Here is a 19,029-nt window from a genome sequence, read left to right on the forward strand (position 1 = left end):
GTTGTTTTGCGGGCAGTTCATACCGCGCAGAACAATACGCTAATCATAGAAACCCCATGAGATACCGATTTTAAACATGCCCGGATTGAGCGGGTAACCCGCCGCGGAGAAATACTCCCCGTTTCCGAACAGTCCCTTGTTCACATGCTGATATTTGAGGAATATCCGCATTCTCTTCCACTTTCCCATGACGAAGGCGTCCATGTAGGGGTAATTGCCTACTTCGACGTCCCGTTGGTTGTAATAGGCCGACAGCGCAGGGTTGTAACTGGGCGCATAATAACGCGTGTTATAGCGTCCGTCCAAACCGATCTGAAGGCGTAATACGTTGCGCACGACCCAGAACTCGTAATAATACGAAAGGAACGCGCTCAAAAGCGGAACGGGTGCAACTTCTTGATTCGTACTCCACTGCAACAATACCCTGTTGTCCAAATGAAGTCCGCCTAAGCGGAAATCTTTGCGAGCGTACACACTCGTGAGGCTTACGTTGTCACTGCTTTGGGCGATCTGGCTCTCCTTGTCGTAAAAGATCTTGTTGCCGACGACGCCCTGCCATGCCCCCGCTTCAAACGCATAATCGGGGACTGAAAACTTCACCTCGAACCGAGTTTCATTCTCCTTATTCAAAGGAGTGGACCACACGTAGTGGTTCGAGAACAGATTCTCCTGCCAGTAGTTGGGCGAACGCCGCTCCATCGTGAACCGGCCTTCGAGAATCAGGGGGTGTCCGCGGAGGTACCCCGTCAGCGCCAAGTGGGCGCCGATGGTGAGGTCTCCGCCTCTGTATCCCGACGGGTAGAACTTGAGGTTCGCATCCCAGTCGACATATTTCTTTATCTTGCCTCCGACGGAACCGTATGCGAAATAGCTGGTCTTGTTGACCTTCGTATACTTTCCCGTCTGGTAATCCCTCATTTCGAATTGCGAGTAGGTATGCATGTCGATACCGATGCCTGCATCAATCGTGCCTACCACGCCGTTACGATCCCAGGGCTGCGCCTGCACGAAGAAGCGGTTCGAAATCACCCGCTCGTAAATCGAGTCGCGCGTCTGGTCGGGGTTGATATACCAGTTCTGGTAGTAGTCCAGCGTATCGGCCACGAAATTGCCCTGTTCGTCCCGGTGCGCCCTTTCGTCGATATACCGCGCATATTTGTCCGAATAGACCTTGCTCCACGAACTGTACTGGAACGAATGGCCGATATAGACCGCCGACAGGTCGGCGAGCGAAAAGTCGTTCTCCGTCACGCGCTGCAACGGCAGGGCATAGGACTGCGTGATGAAGAAGGCATTGTTGCGGTAGGTGTTCTGCGCCTCGGCATCCGACAGCTTCATGGGCACGCCCGAAGGCATCTGGAACGTCGTATCGGCGATGGCCCACGTCCCGACCACGCCGCCGTTCTCCTGCTGTTCGATGTGGTTGTTGTAATAGGCCGCATGCACCGAATAGCGCTTGCCCGTATGGCTGAAGGCGACCGACAGGTTGTGGTTCTTCGTCCGTGACCAGATATACTGCCCGCGCGTTCCCCGCGCCTTGTAATCGACGTTGAACCCCGTCGTGGGTGAAATATTCTGCGCGTGCATGATATTGAAGTTCTCCTCCCGGAAACGCTTCTGCCCCGACTCGAGGTACGTCATGCGGATGATGGGCTTCTTCGTATTGTAGAACGGCACGTTCTCCATGTCGTACGTATACGCATAGTAGGGGCTCGCAAAACTGAAATCAAAGAACTGCGGCCGCCGGAAATAGTTCATCGGCAGCGATGTCTGCCCGAGGGCGCCCTGTGCGATGTCGCCCACCTCCTCGCGGAAGAAGGGGTAGTCGATGCGCCAGTCGGTGAGCGTCGTGTCGAGCGGGCTTATCTCCACGCGGTTGTAGTCGCGCTTGACGCTCCAGCGAAAATTGTTCAGGGCGCGGATCGAATCGCTGAAAAAATACGATTCGAGCGGCTTGCGGATCCGGCGTTCCTTCTTGGTCGTATCCTGCGGCTGGCCGTCCTGACCCTCCTCCCCCTCCTCGCCGGTCTGCTCGTAAGGGTTCGTACCGTAAAGGTTCCCCGTCTCCCCGCGCTGCTGGGCACGCTGCAGCGTCCTGGCGTTGAAACCCTGCGAACGTACGATGCCGGGCGCTGTAAGGAACAGACCGAGCAAAGCTGCCAGCAATATTCTATTCGTCAACCTCGACATGGAACGTAAATCCGGGGCAAATATAATTAAAAAATTTTAAATATACAACTATTTCTCAGGGCAAGCCGCTGAGCCAGGCTTCTTTAGCGACATGCCCCATCCCACGGCCGATATGGCGATGTAGAGCAGAATGACAATGGGGACAGCCGGGATACCCAAGGCGACCAACAGAACAACAGCCAGGGCAATAAAGATATAACGGATCTCGTTGCCTTTAAAAGCAAAACTCTGAAACTTGAAGGCGAACATCCGCACGGGCGAAATAAGCAGCCACGACATGGCCGGCACCATCAGCAGCACCCAGCCCCCTTGGTTGAAACCCGTCTTGGCGTCCATCCAGCCCAGCGCAACGAAAAACAGCGCATTGGCAGGGGTCGGAAGGCCGCAGAACTCGGTATGCTGCGTCTCGTCGATATTGAATTTCGCCAGCCGCAGCGCCGAAAAGGCCGCCACGAGGAAACAGAAGGCGCTGCCGCCGTAGCGCAGCCATGCCTCGGCATCCGCAGGCAGGGAATTGTTCCACAGGACGAAAAGCACGGCCGACGGGGCGAAGCCGAACGAGACCATGTCGGACAACGAGTCCAGTTGTACGCCGATGGCGGAAGGGCATTTGAGCAGCCGGGCCACGAAACCGTCGGAATAGTCGAAAACACCGGCGGCGATCGTGAGCCAGAAAGCCAGCGCCAGATCGCCGTAAACCAATGCTGAAACCACTGCGAACGAGCCGCAAAGCAGGCTCGAAAGGGTCAGCAGGTTGGGTATGGTGAACAGTTTTATCTTCATCGGGGGTACAAAAATATTATTCCTGCAATAGGCGGCAAAGTTACAAAATATTTTTATCTTTGTCTCACTTAATTCCATATTATAACTTATGGCAAGCAATAAATATTGTGTCATCATGGCCGGCGGCATCGGATCGCGTTTCTGGCCCAAGAGCCGGCAGTCGATGCCAAAACAGTTCCTCGACATCCTGGGAACCGGAAAATCGTTTATCCGCCATACCTACGAGCGCTTCGCAAAAATCGTCCCCGCCGGGAATTTCCTCGTCGTGACGAACCACAAATACAAGGATCTGGTGTTGCAGCATATCCCCGAAATCGGGGAGAAACAGGTGCTCTGCGAGCCGATCGGCCGCAATACGGCCCCCTGCATCGCCTATGCGGCCTATACGCTGCTCAGGGAGAACCCCGATGCCGAGATGATCGTCACGCCGTCGGATCACCTGATCCTCAACGAGGACGATTTCCGCACGATCATCGGCGAGTGCCTCGAGTTCGCCGACCGGCACGACGCCCTGCTGACCGTGGGCATCAAACCCACGCGCCCCGACACGGGCTACGGCTACATTCAGGTCTCGGACGACCACGCCATCAGCAAGGTCAAGTGCTTCACCGAAAAACCCGACCTCGAGCTGGCGCAGACCTTCCTCCAGACCGGCGAGTTCTACTGGAATTCGGGGATCTTCATCTGGAAGGTGCAGGCCATCGTCGAAGCCTTCCGCAAATACCTGCCCGAGCACCATGCCATGTTCAGCGGCATGATGCGGGCACTGAGCACCGACTCGGAAAAGGCCATCGTCGAAATGGTCTTCTCGGAGTGCCGCGCCATCTCGATCGACTACGGCATCATGGAGAAAGCCGACAACGTCTACGTCCGTTGCGGCGATTTCGGCTGGAGCGACGTCGGCACGTGGGGCTCGGTCTACCAGCACGCCCGCAAAGACCGCTACGCCAACGCCGTCCCCGAAGAGGGGTGCTACCTCTACGACACGCGCAGCAGCATCGTCTCGCTGCCCAGGGGCAAGGTGGCGGTCATCAGCGGCCTGAAGGAATACATCGTCGTGGACACCGACGACGTATTGATGATATGCCCCCGCGCCGAAGAACAGAACATCAAGAAATTCATCGACGAAGTAAAGTTCCATAACGGGGACAAACACATCTGACACCTATGAAACGCATGCCGTTCCATACCACAGCCTTGCTGCGACGATTCGCTGCGGGCTGTTTTTTAGTGGCGGGGATGCTTTCGTGCTCCGCGCCGCAGGCCACCTTCACCAACCCGCTGCGCGACGGCGCCGACCCGTGGATCACCAAATACGACGGACGCTATTACACCTGCTTCAAATCGGGACGCGGCATCGCCGTGACCGAATCGGACGACATGACGCGTTTCGAACGCGAGCGCGTCGTCTGGCAGCCTGCCGACAGCGGGGCGTGGAACAGTTTCAACATCTGGGCGCCCGAGCTGCACCGCCTCCGCGGCAAATGGTACATCTACTACGCCGCGGCACCCGTCCCCGGCAGTCCCTTCACGGGACAGCGCACCGGCGTGCTGGAATGCGACACGCCGCTGGGCGACTACCGCGACCGCGGCATGCTCTATACGGGCGACAACCCCGACGGCAAGACGGACAACATCTGGGCCATCGACATGACGATCTTCGAACACCGGGGAGAACTCTATGCCGTATGGTCCGGCTGGGAGCGCCAGCGCGACACCGACGCCACCGACCAGCTGCTCTACATCGCCCGCATGGAATCGCCCACACGGATCGGGCCGCGCATCCTGCTGTCACGGCCCGACCAGCCGTGGGAACAGGGCGACCACATCTCCCTGCAGGAAGGCCCGTCGGCATTGCGGCACGGCGACGACCTGTTCATCGTCTACTCCACGCGCGGCTCGTGGTCGCGCCACTACAAGCTCGGGCAACTGCGCCTGCGCACCCCCGACAGCGATCCGCTGGATCCCGCATCATGGATCAAGAGCGGCCCCGTCTTCACCGGCAACGACCGCATACACGGCGTCGGCCACGCCAGTTTCACCACCTCGCCTGACGGGCGCGAATACTGGATCTATTACCACTCGAAAAAAGATACGGTACACAACTGGGGGCGCGACGTGCGCCTGCAACGCTTCGACTTCGACGCCGCGGGCAACCCCCGCTTCGGGCAACCCGCAGAGCCGGGGCCCTACCCCATGCCCTCGGGAACCCCCATACACGCGAACTGACATGTCCGAACTATACGATATTTTCCGGGAACACCCGCACATCTCCACCGACACGCGCGACATCGGGGCTGATTCCATCTTTTTCGCCCTGCGCGGCGCGACGTTCGACGGCAACCGCTTCGCGGCGGAGGCGCTGGACAAAGGCGCGGCCTATGCCGTCGTGGACGACCCGGCAGCCGTCACCGACGACCGTATGGTGCTGGTCGGCGACACGCTCGGGGCATTGCAGGAGCTGGCACGCGAACACCGCCGCCGGCTGGCGATCCCGATACTCGCCATATCGGGCAGCAACGGCAAGACCACGACCAAGGAGCTGGTGAGCCGCGTGCTGGCCGAACGCTTCGAGGTCTACGCCACGCGCGGTAACCTCAACAACCACATCGGCGTGCCGCTCACGCTGCTCGCCATGACCCGCGACACACGGTTCGGCGTGGTCGAGATGGGAGCCAGCGCCTGCGGCGAAATCGCCCTGCTGGCCTCGATCGCCGAGCCCAACTACGGCATCCTGACCAACATCGGCCGTGCACACCTCGCAGGCTTCGGCGGCCCGGAGGGGGTGCGCCGCGGCAAGGGCGAACTGTTCGACTACCTGGCCGCGAACGGCGGCCGCGCCTTCGTACCCCGCGAGGACGAGACACTGACGAACATGGCCGCCGAACGCGACGGGCTGGCCGTGGAATATTACAGCGTCACGCTGGCCGAGGGCCTCGAAAACCACCTCGAAGGGCATTACAACCGGTTCAATATCGCCGCAGCCGTGGCCGTCGGACGTTATTTCGACGTCGCCGACGAGCGTATCCGCCATGCTGTCGGCAGCTATGTCCCCGACAACAACCGCTCGCAGCGCACCGAGACGGGGCGCAACACCCTCATCATGGACTGTTACAACGCCAACCCCTCGAGTATGCGGGCATCGGTCGCGAATTTCCTCGCCGAGCCGCCCGGCGCGCGTACCCGCCGCCTGCTGATCCTGGGCGATATGCTCGAACTGGGCGCCTGGTCCGAGCAGGAACACGCCGCTGTCATCCGCCTCGCAGCGCAGGCTCCGCAGACAGAAGTGATGCTCGTCGGCACGGAATTCGCCAGGGCCCATGCCGGCATGGAGCCGCAACCCGCCCAAATCACGCTCTTCGCCGACCGGGAACACCTCATCGCGTCGCTCCGCGCACACCCCGTGGACAACACGCTGGTGCTTATCAAGGGTTCGCGCGGCATCGGACTGGAAAAGGCGGTCGGGGAGCTGTAACCCCGCCGCCACGACCCGCCGGACACAGGCCCGGCACCGACCCGGTACCGGCACGATACGCAGGAACAAAACGCCGGCAAACAGACCGGAGCGACACGCCGCACAGGCAAAAAAACACCGACTGAGAACAACCTGAAACCCATAAGCCATGAAACACCTGCTGACAGCCATCCTCCTGCTGGTCTTCGCGCATACCGCCGCCGGCGAAAGGAACGTCTCGCTCGAACGCGATTTCGGAACGCTTTACGGCACGCTGCTCACCCCCGATGCAGGTACGGAAACCGTGGCCGTCATCATCGCCGGTTCGGGGCCCACTCCGCGCAACGGCAATGTAAACAGCTATCTCTACCTGGCGCAGGCGCTCGAAAAGGCAGGCATCGCCTCGCTGCGCTACGACAAACGCGGCATCGGTGCGAGCCGGTTCACGGAGCCGGAAAAAATGGCCGACGCCGTACTGGGGGATTTCATCGGCGACGCCGCGGCATGGGCCGACTACCTCTCCGGCGAGGGCTTCCGCCGTGTCATACTGATCGGCCACAGCGAAGGGGCGCTGATCGCCTTCTGCGCGGCGCAACAGACCCCGAAGGTCGCTGCCGTCATCTCGGTGGCCGGCGCCGGCTACCCGCTCGACGAGATACTCCAGCTGCAATTGGCCTCACAACTCCTGCCCGACAACATGGATCTGCTCTTGCAGGCCAACGCGATCACCGCCTCCCTGAAACGGGGCGAACGGGTCGAATCCTGCCCGCCGCAGCTCGAAGCGCTGTTCCACCCTTCGGTACAGACGTTCTGGATCTCCAGCCTGCGCTACGACCCGCGCGAGGAGATCCGCAAGGTGCGGGTTCCGATCCTCGTCGTGGGCGGGGACAACGACCTGCAGGTGCCGCCCGGCAATGCCGAGGCACTGGCGAAGGCACAGCCCCGGGCCCGGAAGGCAATCATCGCAGGGATGACCCACCCGCTCAAAAAATGCACGGGACGCACGCGCATCGACCAGATGGGAGCCTACGGCGACAGCACGCTGCCGATCGACCCCGACCTCGTGGCCGTCGTTACGGAATTCATCCGGGGTCTCTGAATTTTCCCTGCCGGAAAGACAAAACCGGATTATTTTTTTAATTTTGTATAAACCGATTCCGAACCAAACGACATACCGAACCATGAAACTCCTGATCAGCATCGAATACCGTACCCGCTGGGGCGAACAGCTCGTCATGCGGATCGGCAAACGGCGCATTGCGCTGCAATACGCCGACGGAGGCATCTGGACAGGCGCCATCGACCGCTATACCCAGAGGGATGATACCGAATACCGCTATGAAATCGAACGCGACGGCACATGCATCCGCAGCGAATGGCGGCCGCACACGCTGCGGCTCCCGTCCCGGGAGGGGGTGCGCACGCTGCGCATCCGCGACCGCTGGCAGGAGATGCCCTCCGACACGCCGTTCTACTCCTCGGCATTCACCCGGGGCATCTTCGGCCGCGGAAAAATCGGCAATCCGAAGAAAGCGGCCGGCAACATCACGCTGCGCGTCGTGCTGCCCACCCTGCGGCCGGACGAAACGCTCGCCGTCGCCGGCAGCGGCCGTGAACTGGGCGACTGGAAACGGATCGTCCCGATGGACGACAGCCGCTTCCCGGAATGGGAACTCACGCTGCATACCGCACACCGGTTCGAATACAAATTCCTGATCGCCGACCGCAAGACCCTCACCCCCATCCTGTGGGAGGAGGGTGCCAACCGCACCTGGGGCGAGCTGCCCGGCGCCGGCGAACACGCCCTCGACGCCGCGGCGTACCCGCGGTTCCCCGAGCGCAGGTGGCGGGGCGCCGGGACGGCGATCCCGGTCTTCTCGCTCCGTACGGAAGAGGATTTCGGCGTCGGCGAGTTCTACGACCTGAAACGGCTCATCGACTGGGCGGCCGCCACCGGGCAGCGCGTCATCCAGGTACTGCCGATCAACGATACCACCATGACCGGCACATGGGAAGACTCCTACCCCTACAACGCCAATTCGACCTTCGCCCTGCACCCGCAGTTCATCCGGCTGCCGGCCGCGGGCGTCGTGGAGGACGACGAGTACCGCACCCTGCGCAACGAACTGAACGCCCTCCCCGAAATAGACTACGAACGGGTTAACCGACACAAACTGCGGCTGCTCCGCCGGGCGTTCGAACGCCACGGAACCCGCACTGCAGCACGCCGCGACTACAAGGACTTCATCGCCGCCAACAGACACTGGCTCATCCCCTATGCCGCCTTCTGCACGCTGCGCGACGAAACGGGCACGCCCGACTTTACCCGCTGGGGCGGCTTCGCCCGCTATGACCGCAAAGCCGTCGACGCCTACTGCCGCAGCCATAGCCGCGACATCGCATTCCACTGCTATGTCCAATACCACCTGCATACGCAGTTGTCCGAGGTCTGCGCCTACGCCCGCGACCACGGCATCGTCCTCAAGGGCGACCTGCCCATCGGCATCAGCCGCACGAGCGTCGACGCATGGCTCTACCCGCACCTGTTCCACATGGACTCGCAGGCCGGGGCTCCGCCCGACGCATTCTCGGCCGTCGGGCAGAACTGGGGATTCCCGACTTACAACTGGGAACGTATGGCACGCGACGGCTACGCCTGGTGGCGGGCACGCATGGCCAAGATGGCCGAATACTTCGACGCCTTCCGCATCGACCACATCCTCGGGTTCTTCCGCATCTGGGAGATTCCCACGCATGCCGTACACGGGTTACTGGGCTATTTCAACCCCGCCCTGCCCTATTCCGCAGATGAACTGCGCGGCATGGGCTTCGACACGCAGGACGGACGCTACACCACCCCGGCGCCCGACGGACACATGCTCGGGGAACTGTTCGGCGACCTGGCCGGCGAAGTCCGCGCCACCTGCATGAAGGAGGGGCGGTTACTGCCCGCCTATGCCACCCAGCGCAAGGTCGCAGCCCGCTTCCCGGGCGACGACGAACGCCAGACCCGGCTGCGGGAAGGGCTCATGGCATTGCTCGACGACGTGCTCTTCATCGAAGACCCGCGCCGCAAGGGCTATTTCCACCCCCGCATCGCCCCCCACTCGACGCACGCCTACCGCCGGCTCGACGGAGAGCGCCGTGCAGCTTTCGACCGGCTCTATACCGACTTCTTCTACCACCGGCACAACCGTTTCTGGCAGGAATCCGCCCTGCGCAAGCTCCCGGTGCTCCTCTCGGCGACCGAGATGCTGACCTGCGGCGAAGACCTGGGCATGATTCCCGACAGCGTCCCCGAGACGATGCACGAACTGCAAATCCTCTCGTTCGAAATCCAGCGCATGCCCAAGACGCCGGGGGAACTCTTCGCCGACCCGGCGCACTACCCCTATTTCTCGGTCTGCACCACTTCGACGCACGACATGAACCCGCTGCGGGCATGGTGGGAGGAAGACCGCGAACTCACGGCGCGCTTCTACCACGAAGCACTCGGCATCGGGGGCGACGTTCCCTATTTCTGCGAGCCGTGGATATGCCGGCGCATCCTCGACATGCACCTCAATTCCCCGGCGATGCTCACCATCCTGCCGTTGCAGGACTGGTTCTCGACCGACGGGGAACTGCGCTACCCCGACCCGGCCAAGGAACGCATCAACGTCCCGGCCGTCGCCCGATACTACTGGCGTTACCGGATGCACCTCCCGCTCGAGAAACTGCTGCACAAGGAGACTTTCAACGAGTCGCTGCACGACATGATCGCCTGCAGCGGGCGCCGCTGACGGGCAGACTGCGGCAGCGCCGACCCCGGCCGCAAAAATAAGGGGCGCCCCGGAATTTCCGGAGCGCCCCTTTTATCATGCCGCCGCGCCATCCTCCCGGGTGCCCCTGCGGAAACCTTCCACGGGAATCCCTTCCTGGGATCTCTCAACCGAAGCCCTCGAAGGACGCCTCCGGAGGAACGCCCGCAGCATGATCCTTCAAAGTGAACTTTCAGTCCTCTGCGGAAAATTCCAGAGGAACTCCTCTGCGGAACTCCCCTCTCCCGCCGGAACCCTACGCCCGCCGGAACCGGAGCCCCCGCCCGCCGCAGGAACGGGAACCCGGAAGGCCGGAGGACAAAACCCGGAAACGGAGGGGGGGGGGCCGAAGACCTGCCCGCCGCGACCAAGGCTCAGCCATTCCCCTCCAGCCACTTCAGGAAGTCGTCGACCCGCGACCGGCTCACCACCATCTCGAACTCCGGACGCGGACGTGCCGTGATCTTCAGCCGGTTGCCCAGGTATTTCACGATGCTGACGATCGCCGGCATGGCGATGATGCAACTGCGCGATATGCGGAAAAACCGCCCGGGATCCAGTTCGTCCGAAAGGACGTCGAGCGACTGATCCATGATGTAGCGGTTGTTGTCGTTCGTGACAAGGTAGGTGTTTTTCTCTTCCGAGTAGAAATAGGCGATGTCGGTGGTCTGCACCGGGACGATCCGGTCGTTGAAACGCACGACATAGCGCTGTTTGTATTCGCGCGGGCTGCGGATTGCGTTCAGCAATACGTCGGGGTCGATGCCCCCGCTCCGCACACGGCAACGTTCCACGGCACGCCGCAGCGCCGCGAGGTCGATCGGTTTGAGCAGGTAGTCGATGCTGTTGACCTCGAACGCCCGCACGGCGTAATTGTCATATGCGGTGGTCATGATGACCCGCGCCGTTACGTCCGCCTGGCGGAATATCTCGAAGCAATCCCCGTCGGAGAGCTCCACGTCCATGAAAATCACATCGGCACTGTTCCCCGGCGTGCGCAGCCAGAGCACCGTCTCCCTGACCGAGCCGGTCGTCCCGACGATCCGTACGTCGGGAAAATGCTGGGTCAGCGCTCGCGCCAGGTTTGCCTGGGCCATCATTTCGTCTTCTACGATCAGTACGTTCATATTACAGCAACGGTAAGGTGACACAATATTCGGTATCGGTACGGCGTATCCCGATCGGGATGCCCGACAGGTCGAGGTATTGCTGGCGGATGTAGTTCAGCCCCACACGGGTCGAGGTAGTGCCGGACACTTTCAGCTGAAGGTTGTTCGACACCGTCACGGCTCCGGCCCCGGCGACGATGCGGATCACCAGCGGCCGGTCGGCCCCCACCGAGTTATGCTTGATGGCGTTTTCGATCAGCAGCTGCACCGAGCAGGGCAGGACATGGCGGTTCATGGCCTCGTCCGGAATGTCGGTCTCCACGCGAAACCCCTCGGGAAAACGCACCTGCAACAAGTCGACGTACATCCCCACGAAAGCCATCTCCTCGCGCAGGCGCACGAGCGTCTCCTCCTCGTTCTGGAGCATGTAACGGTAGATGCCCGCCAGTTTATGGATGTAGGCGCTGGCCTGCTCCGTGCGCTGCTCGCAGACCAGGCAGTCGAGAATATTGAGCGAGTTGAACAGGAAATGGGGGTTGACCTGCTGTTTGAGTTTCATGTAACGGAACTGCGCCTGGTGCGCCTTGCCGCGCTCGGCACGCAGCACGGCACGTGCGACCAGGGCGTAATCAACCATAAATACGACCGAATAGAGGGTCACCTCGACCAGCAGGGTGACGATCCACAGTTGCAGGAACTCCCGTGCGGAGAACGAGCGGTCGAAGGCGAACGGCAGGTGCAACCCCGTAATGAGCGCCACGCAGGCCGACGTGAGCAGCACGAACAGGAGGAACGCCGCGATTTCGGCGATCAGACCGTGCCGGGTTTCACGCCTGCGCGTATGCCGGACATAGATGATATTGACGCACAGCAGGATAATCAGTGCCGCGGAATTGGAAGCCAGCAAGTCGGCCATGTGGTAGAGGCGGTCTGTGGAAAAGGAGGGCGAGGCGAAAAGCTCGACATAGGCCAGCCTCAGCACGAAAATCACCCCCACGGCCAGCAGCAGCAACCCGATGCGGGGCGTCCAGGCCGAGGAGCGGCTCGCCGTGTCGTCGCCGCGGCGGAACAACTTGGTGAACCACACGATGCTCCAGCCCAGAATCTCGGTGGTTATGAAGGTCGAGACGGCATGCACCACGGGCGGGGCGTGCAATAACAGCTCGATCAGCTGCGCACCGCCCGTACCCAGTAGGTAGCCGATCACGTTGACGACGATCACGCTGGCAGCGGTGAACTCCACGTTCAGGCCGCGTTTGAGGCAGATCAGCACGATCAGCACGATCGTCAGCAGCGTCAGCACCAACTCGTCGTTGATCCCCGCCAGATGGCATGAAAGGGCGACCACGGCATGGAGCACGGCGAACAGGTGGATAATTCCGGACACTTTGAGCGATCGCATATAGGCTGACTGAGGCTGTATTAAGTATATACGGGTTTCGTTTATTTATGAATAAAGGTAGTGTTTTTCCGCGTAAATTCCAAATCGTCCCCCTCGGGCTACCGTTCGTCGTAAAAATCCGCCCGTTCATCCGGCTGATCCCTCCGTTCGTCGCCCGGCGGTTCGCCATCCGGATTTTTTTATTAAAATTTGTATAACCTGAAAACCAACCGAAAAACCGAAATGACCAAACCTAAACTCTCATTTTGGCAGATTTGGAACCTCAGCTTCGGCTTCCTCGGCGTGCAGATCGGATATTCGCTCCAGAATTCCAACACGTCGAGCATCTTCGAATCGCTGGGGGCAGATGTCAGCCACCTGAGCTACTTCTGGCTGGCGGCACCGCTGGCCGGCATGATCGTCCAGCCCATCGTGGGGCTCTTTTCCGACGGCACCTGGACGCGCTGGGGCCGCCGCATCCCCTACATCCTGGGCGGGTCGCTGATCTCGGCGCTGGCGCTGGTGCTCATGCCCAACTGCCCCAAACTGCTCGCCTTCGCCCCACTCGCCATGGGGGCTTTCATCCTGCTGTTCATGGATTTGTCGTTCAACGTCACAATGCAGCCCTTCCGGGCGCTGGTGGCCGACATGCTCGACGATTCGCAGAAGACACAGGGCTACGTGGTACAAACCTTCCTGATAAACCTCGGTGCGGTCGTCGGCGCTATCCTGCCGCTCGTCATGACATGGCTCGGCGTGTCGGACGAGGCCGCTCCGGGGCATGTTTCGCCGCACATCGCCTACTCCTACTATGCCGGGGGCGCAATCCTGCTGCTCACGGTGCTCGTCACCTCGTTCAAGACGCGGGAATATCCGCCCGGGGAGTTCGCCCGCTACAACAACCTCTCCGAGGAGGACGCCAAACCGGTGAGCTTCGCCGGCCTCATGCGCAACGTCCCCGGCGTGATGGTGCGGCTGGGCGTCACGCAGTTCTTCTCGTGGGCGGCGCTCTTCCTGATGTGGACTTACCTCAAACCCGCCATCACGGGTGTAGTCACCGACCATGCCACGGGCGAAGTGCTCTCGGCCGGCGCCACGCAGACATGGGTCGGCGTGCTCAACGGCACCTACCCCATCCCCGCCTGCATCGCCGCCCTGTTCCTCGGGCGCGTCGCCGCGCGCTACGGCAACAAACCCGTCTACGCGGCCTGCCTGCTCGCCGGGGCGCTGGGCTTAGCGGGGTTGTGCCTGCTGCACGACCAGTACGCGCTGATGCTCCCGATGGTGGGGATCGGCATCGCCTGGGCGGGCATCCTCGCCATGCCCTACGCCATCCTGTCGCGCGCAGTCGAGCCACGCCGCATGGGCGTATACATGGGTATCTTCAATTTCACGATCACCGTCCCCCAGATCGTCATCGGACTGACCGGCGGTGCCATCGTCAAGTACTGCTTCGCCTCCGACGCGGCCGACATGCTGGCGCTCGCCGGGGTCTTCATGCTGCTGGCCGCCGTGTCGGTCTTCCTGGTCAAAGAACACAAGGCCCAATGACCTACAATCCATAAAATCAACTTATAAACTAACCAAAATTCTTATGAAACGATTTTTAACTATGTGTGCGGGTATCTTGCTCATATGTCAATTTACCCCCCCCCCTCACGCTGGCGCAAAACGCTGGTTATGAGGTTAAAGGCGTAGTTGTCGACAAGTCCGGAATGCCGATCCTGGGCGCTACCGTCGTCGAAAAGGGCACGACCAACGGCGTCTCGACGGGCATCGACGGCGACTATGCCATCCGCGCCGCCGGCCCCGAATCGGTCATCGAAGTCAGCTATGTCGGTTACAAGACCGTCAGCCTGGTGGCCAGTTCGTCGCTGCTGGCACACCTCACGCTCGAAGAGGATGCCATGGGCATCGACGACGTGGTGGTGATCGGCTACGGTTCGGTCAAGAAGAACGACATGACCGGTTCGGTCGTGGCAATCAAGGCCGAAGAGTTCAACCGCGGAGCCGTGGTCTCCACGCAGGACATGCTCAAGGGCAAGGTTCCGGGCGTACACATCATCCCCGGCGACGGCGGCCCCGGATCGAGCGCCACCATCCGCGTGCGCGGTGCGGCTTCGCTCAACGCCTCGAACGACCCGCTGATCGTGATCGACGGGGTACCCATCGCAGTCGACGGCGGCAAGGGTATGGCCAACCCGCTGGAGACGATCAACCCCAACGACATCGAATCCTTCACCGTGCTCAAGGACGCTTCGGCGGCGGCCATCTACGGTTCGCGTGCTTCGAACGGCGTCATCCTCGTCACCACCAAGAAGGGGCGCGGCAACACGCCCCGCGTATCGTACAGCGGCAGCGTGAGCGTCCAGACCAACTCCGACGAGCTGCCCGTGATGTCCCCCGGCGAGTTCCGCACCTACATCGACCAGGTGTATCCCGCAGGTACGACCACGGGCGACAAGGTACAGTCGATGCTCGGCGACAAGAACACCAACTGGCAGGACTTGGTCTTCCGCACCGCCATTTCGCATGACCACAACGTCAGCCTGATCGGCAACATCAACGATAGGATGCCCTACCGTGCATCGGTGGGCTACACCAACCAGCAGGGTACGCTCGAAACGTCGAAATACGAACGCGGGACGCTCGACCTGAGCCTCTCGCCCAACTTCTTCGACAAGCACCTCACGGTCAACCTCAACGCCAAGGGCGTCATCACGTCGCAGCGCTACGCCTCGGGCGGCGTGGTGGGTTCGGCGGCCTTCTTCAACCCCACGATCGACCCCTATTTCCGCAACGACGACGGTTCGATCGACTACACGACCACCAACGGATACTGGAACTACGGATCGGGCCGCGGCGAGGACTTCACGCCCAACACCCTGCTGGGCGCAGGCCCGCTCTCGCAGCTCTACGACCGCGACAATACGGCGCGTGCCAAGCGTTTCATCGGCAACGCCCAGATCGACTATAAGGTTCACGGCTTCGAAGCGCTGCGTTTCAACCTCAACCTCGGCCTCGACGTATCGAGCGCCAAGACCTACGACGGCGTGAACCCCGGCTCGTTCCAGGCATACACCGACACCGAGGCCCGCGGCTGGGGACAGTATTCGTGGACGACGAACTTCCGCCGCAACCAGCTGCTCGAATTCTACGCCAACTTCAACAAGGAGTGGGGCATCCACCACCTCGACGTGATGGCCGGTTATTCGTGGCAGCATTTCTACAGCTCCGACCACTCGGTATCCTATTTCAACGAGACGCACGAGCAGAAGGGCGAGGATTCGCGCTACCCGTTCAACCGCCAGGAGAACTACCTGCTCTCGTTCTACGGACGCCTGAACTATTCGATCGCCTCGAAATACCTCTTCACCTTCACGCTGCGCGACGACGCCTCTTCGCGTTTCTCGAAGGATACCCGCTGGGGCCTCTTCCCTTCGGGCGCCTTTGCGTGGAACATCGCCGAGGAGAATTTCCTGAAGGATTCGCGTGCCGTCTCGGCCCTCAAGCTGCGCGTCGGCGTCGGACAGACCGGCCAGCAGGAGATCGGTTCCAACTACCCCTACCTGGCGCGTTACTACATGTCGACCGACGTCTACAAGACCTACTACATGGGCAGCGCCGGCCACATGTTCTACCTCACGCCGGGCGCCTACGACCCCAACATCAAATGGGAGACCACGACGACCTACAACGTCGGACTCGACTTCGGGTTCCTCGGCGGCCGCATCAACGGTAGCGTCGACTGGTACCTGCGCCAGACGGACGACCTTCTGAACAGCGTCATCACCCCCATGGGCTCGAACTTCGGCAACACGGTGCTCACCAACATTGGCTCGATGGAGAACAAGGGCGTGGAATTCAACCTGAATTTCATCCCCGTGCAGACCAAGGACTGGAACCTCACGGTCGGCTTCAACGGCACGTTCCAACACACCGAGTTCACCAAGCTCAACAACACCGACGACCCCGACTACAACATCCAGACGGGAAGCATCACCAAGGGCACGGGTAACCTGCTCCAGATCCACAAGGTAGGCTATGCGCCCTACACTTTCTACTGTTTCCAGCAGGTATACGACCAGGACGGCAATCCGATCCAGAACGCGCTGGTCGACCGTGACAAGGACGGCAAGATCACACAGGCCGACCGTTACGTGACCGACAAGAGCCCCAACCCCGACTTCTTCTACGGCATCAGCCTCAAGCTGAGCTACAAGAACTGGGACTTCGGCTTCAACGGCCACGGTTCGGCGGGCAACTGGGTCTTCAACGACTTCGCCTCGGCCAACTCGACGTCCAACATCGACATCAACGCCGGCAACCTGCCCAACTTCGCACGGCTGGTCAAGAAGACCGGCTTTACGAAGGCCAACAGCGGCGAGCAGTGGTATTCGGACATGTTCCTCGAAAACGCCTCGTTCTTCCGCATGGACGACATCAACCTCGGCTACACGTTCAACAAGATCGGCAACTGGAAGGGCTCGATGCGCGTCGCCTTCGGCGTGCAGAACGTATTCGTCATCACCGATTACAGCGGCGTAGACCCCGAAATACCGGGCGTCAACGGCATCGACGGCTCGATATGGCCACGCCCGCGCACCTATTCGCTGCGTCTGAATGTAAACTTCTAAAAACGAACGAACCATGAAAATCGACATAAAACATTTCGCCTTGGCGGCGGCAGGCGCAACGATGCTGCTCACTTCGTGCATCGGGGATCTCGACACCCTGCCCCTCAACCCGTCCGACTCGACCTCGGAGACCGTCTACGGGAAAGACGAGAACGGCTACCTGGCCGGGCTCACCAAACTCTATTTCAATTTCGTCTCGAACGACACCACCGACCTGCAGGTCAGCGACGGCGGCGCCTCGGAGCTCATCCGCGCATTCTGGACGATCCAGGAGGTTACGGCCGACGCCTGCAAATGCGCCTGGGAGAACGACGCCTGGGTACGCGCCATGAATACCGACACGTGGTCCGACGCCGACAACGACGCGACCTACGCCGTCTACGTACGTACGTTGCAGGGCATCGCCTACGTGAACGAGTACCTGCGCCAGACCGCCTCGGACAAACTCTCCGACCGCGGCGTGAGCAGCGAACTGGCCGCCAGGATCCAGAGCTTCCGCGCCGAGGCCCGTTTCCTGCGCGCCTATTTCTACTGGATCGCCCTCGACGTGTTCGGCGACGTGCCGTTCACGACCGAGACCTCGCCCTTCGGCGGCGGTGTGAACCCCAAACAGGCCTCGCGCAAGGATGTCTTCGACTACTGCATCTCGGAGCTGACCGACCTGGCTTCGGACGAAAGCGCGATGCCTGCCGCACGCTCGAACTACCCGCGTGCCGACAAGGGTGCGGTCAACGGCCTGCTGGCCCGCATGTACCTCAATGCCGAGGTTTATGCCGGCACCCCGATGTGGACGGAGGCCAAATCCGCCTGCGAAGCGATCTTCGGCATGGGCTACTCGCTCTGCCCGGAGTATTCCGACCTCTTCCGCGGCGACAACGGCGAGAACGCCGACGCCCTGAAGGAGATCATCTTCGGCGTGGCATACGACGCCGAGCAGACGCAGTCCTACGGCGGCACGTCGTACCTGACGCTGGCAGCCATCGCCGCCACCGACGTGACGGCCGAACAGAAGATCAACGGCGTGAACAACGGCTGGGCCGGCATCCGCGTACCCTACGAATACGTGCAGAAATATTTCAACGCCCGCAACGCGGACTACACCACGGGCGAATATACGGTCAGTGACAAACGCGGCGGAATGTTCTACATCAAAGGCCGCCAGGAGTCGATGAACGATGCGCTCTATGTCTTCCTCAACGGGTGGACTTGCCTCAAATTCAACAACATCCCCCACAACATGACCAACGACGAATTCCTTGCCACGGCTGCATCGAAGGCATACAGCGACATCGACTTCCCGATGATCCGCCTGGGCGAGATCTACCTGATCTACGCCGAGGCCTGCATGAACCTGGGACAGGCCAACACCGCGCTGCCGAAACTCCAGGAGCTGAGCAACCGTGCCGGGGTATCGGCCCCCTCGTCGGTCACGGCCGACTACCTACTCGAGGAGCGTGCCCGCGAGCTGATGTGGGAGGGGCACCGCCGCACCGACCTGATCCGCTACGGCAAGTTCACCACCCCGTCGTTCCTCTGGACATACAAGGGCGGCACCTTCACCGGACAGGGGTTCGATGATTACATGAAAATCTTTGCCATCCCTTCGTCGGAGCTCGCTTCCAACCCCGAACTGCACCAGAATCCCGGCTACGGAAACGCAACCGATAAATAACCA

The 19,029-nt window shown here is 61.1% G+C and carries 12 protein-coding genes; 8 read left to right on the forward strand and 4 right to left on the reverse strand.

From position 1 onward, the window contains the following. Positions 1 to 39 precede the first annotated feature (39 nt). Positions 40 to 2,190: a putative porin gene (locus NQ559_RS02055; protein ID WP_026318240.1), complete on the reverse strand. Its 2,151-nt coding sequence runs from the start codon at positions 2,188 to 2,190 to the stop codon at positions 40 to 42. A 48-nt stretch (positions 2,191 to 2,238) separates the two neighbouring features. Then, entirely contained in the window at positions 2,239 to 2,973 is a 735-nt protein-coding gene (locus NQ559_RS02060) for a CDP-alcohol phosphatidyltransferase family protein (protein ID WP_018695147.1), read from the reverse strand. 88 nt (positions 2,974 to 3,061) lie between these two features. Here NQ559_RS02060 and NQ559_RS02065 point away from each other — a divergent pair, with 88 nt between their 5' ends. The 5 genes from NQ559_RS02065 to NQ559_RS02085 all read left to right on the forward strand — a co-directional run bounded on the left by NQ559_RS02065 (position 3,062) and on the right by NQ559_RS02085 (position 10,209). Further along, the gene (locus NQ559_RS02065) at positions 3,062 to 4,135 is read left to right on the forward strand and encodes a mannose-1-phosphate guanylyltransferase (protein WP_026318239.1); all 1,074 of its coding nucleotides are present in this window, start codon (positions 3,062 to 3,064) and stop codon (positions 4,133 to 4,135) included. Between the two features lie 5 nt (positions 4,136 to 4,140). Continuing rightward, the gene (locus NQ559_RS02070; protein WP_018695145.1) at positions 4,141 to 5,202 is read left to right on the forward strand and encodes a glycoside hydrolase family 43 protein; all 1,062 of its coding nucleotides are present in this window, start codon (positions 4,141 to 4,143) and stop codon (positions 5,200 to 5,202) included. Position 5,203: 1 nt separating this feature from the next. Continuing rightward, complete coding sequence (locus NQ559_RS02075) at positions 5,204 to 6,448, forward strand: UDP-N-acetylmuramoyl-tripeptide--D-alanyl-D-alanine ligase (RefSeq protein ID WP_018695144.1); 1,245 nt, start codon at positions 5,204 to 5,206, stop codon at positions 6,446 to 6,448. 148 nt (positions 6,449 to 6,596) lie between these two features. After that, complete coding sequence (locus NQ559_RS02080) at positions 6,597 to 7,526, forward strand: alpha/beta hydrolase (RefSeq protein ID WP_018695143.1); 930 nt, start codon at positions 6,597 to 6,599, stop codon at positions 7,524 to 7,526. 82 nt (positions 7,527 to 7,608) lie between these two features. Continuing rightward, positions 7,609 to 10,209 carry a 4-alpha-glucanotransferase gene (locus NQ559_RS02085; protein ID WP_018695142.1) on the forward strand — a complete coding sequence of 867 codons (2,601 nt, stop codon included), beginning with the start codon at positions 7,609 to 7,611 and terminating at the stop codon, positions 10,207 to 10,209. A gap of 392 nt (positions 10,210 to 10,601) precedes the next feature. Here NQ559_RS02085 and NQ559_RS02090 read toward each other — a convergent pair whose 3' ends face one another. Then, entirely contained in the window at positions 10,602 to 11,354 is a 753-nt protein-coding gene (locus NQ559_RS02090; protein WP_009597005.1) for a LytR/AlgR family response regulator transcription factor, read from the reverse strand. A 1-nt stretch (position 11,355) separates the two neighbouring features. After that, positions 11,356 to 12,738: a sensor histidine kinase gene (locus NQ559_RS02095; RefSeq protein WP_018695141.1), complete on the reverse strand. Its 1,383-nt coding sequence runs from the start codon at positions 12,736 to 12,738 to the stop codon at positions 11,356 to 11,358. Positions 12,739 to 12,960: 222 nt separating this feature from the next. Between NQ559_RS02095 and NQ559_RS02100 the strand changes: the two genes are divergently transcribed. The 3 genes from NQ559_RS02100 (at position 12,961) to NQ559_RS02110 (ending at position 19,026) form a co-directional block, all read left to right on the forward strand. Continuing rightward, positions 12,961 to 14,268, forward strand: a complete 1,308-nt coding sequence (locus NQ559_RS02100) for an MFS transporter (protein WP_018695140.1) — start codon at positions 12,961 to 12,963, stop codon at positions 14,266 to 14,268. A gap of 164 nt (positions 14,269 to 14,432) precedes the next feature. Further along, complete coding sequence (locus NQ559_RS02105) at positions 14,433 to 17,354, forward strand: SusC/RagA family TonB-linked outer membrane protein (RefSeq protein ID WP_018695139.1); 2,922 nt, start codon at positions 14,433 to 14,435, stop codon at positions 17,352 to 17,354. Between the two features lie 13 nt (positions 17,355 to 17,367). Further along, the gene (locus NQ559_RS02110; protein ID WP_018695138.1) at positions 17,368 to 19,026 is read left to right on the forward strand and encodes a RagB/SusD family nutrient uptake outer membrane protein; all 1,659 of its coding nucleotides are present in this window, start codon (positions 17,368 to 17,370) and stop codon (positions 19,024 to 19,026) included. The last annotated feature ends 3 nt before the right edge of the window (positions 19,027 to 19,029 follow it).

This window comes from Alistipes onderdonkii (assembly GCF_025145285.1).
In the GTDB taxonomy this organism is placed as follows: Bacteria; Bacteroidota; Bacteroidia; order Bacteroidales; family Rikenellaceae; genus Alistipes; species Alistipes onderdonkii.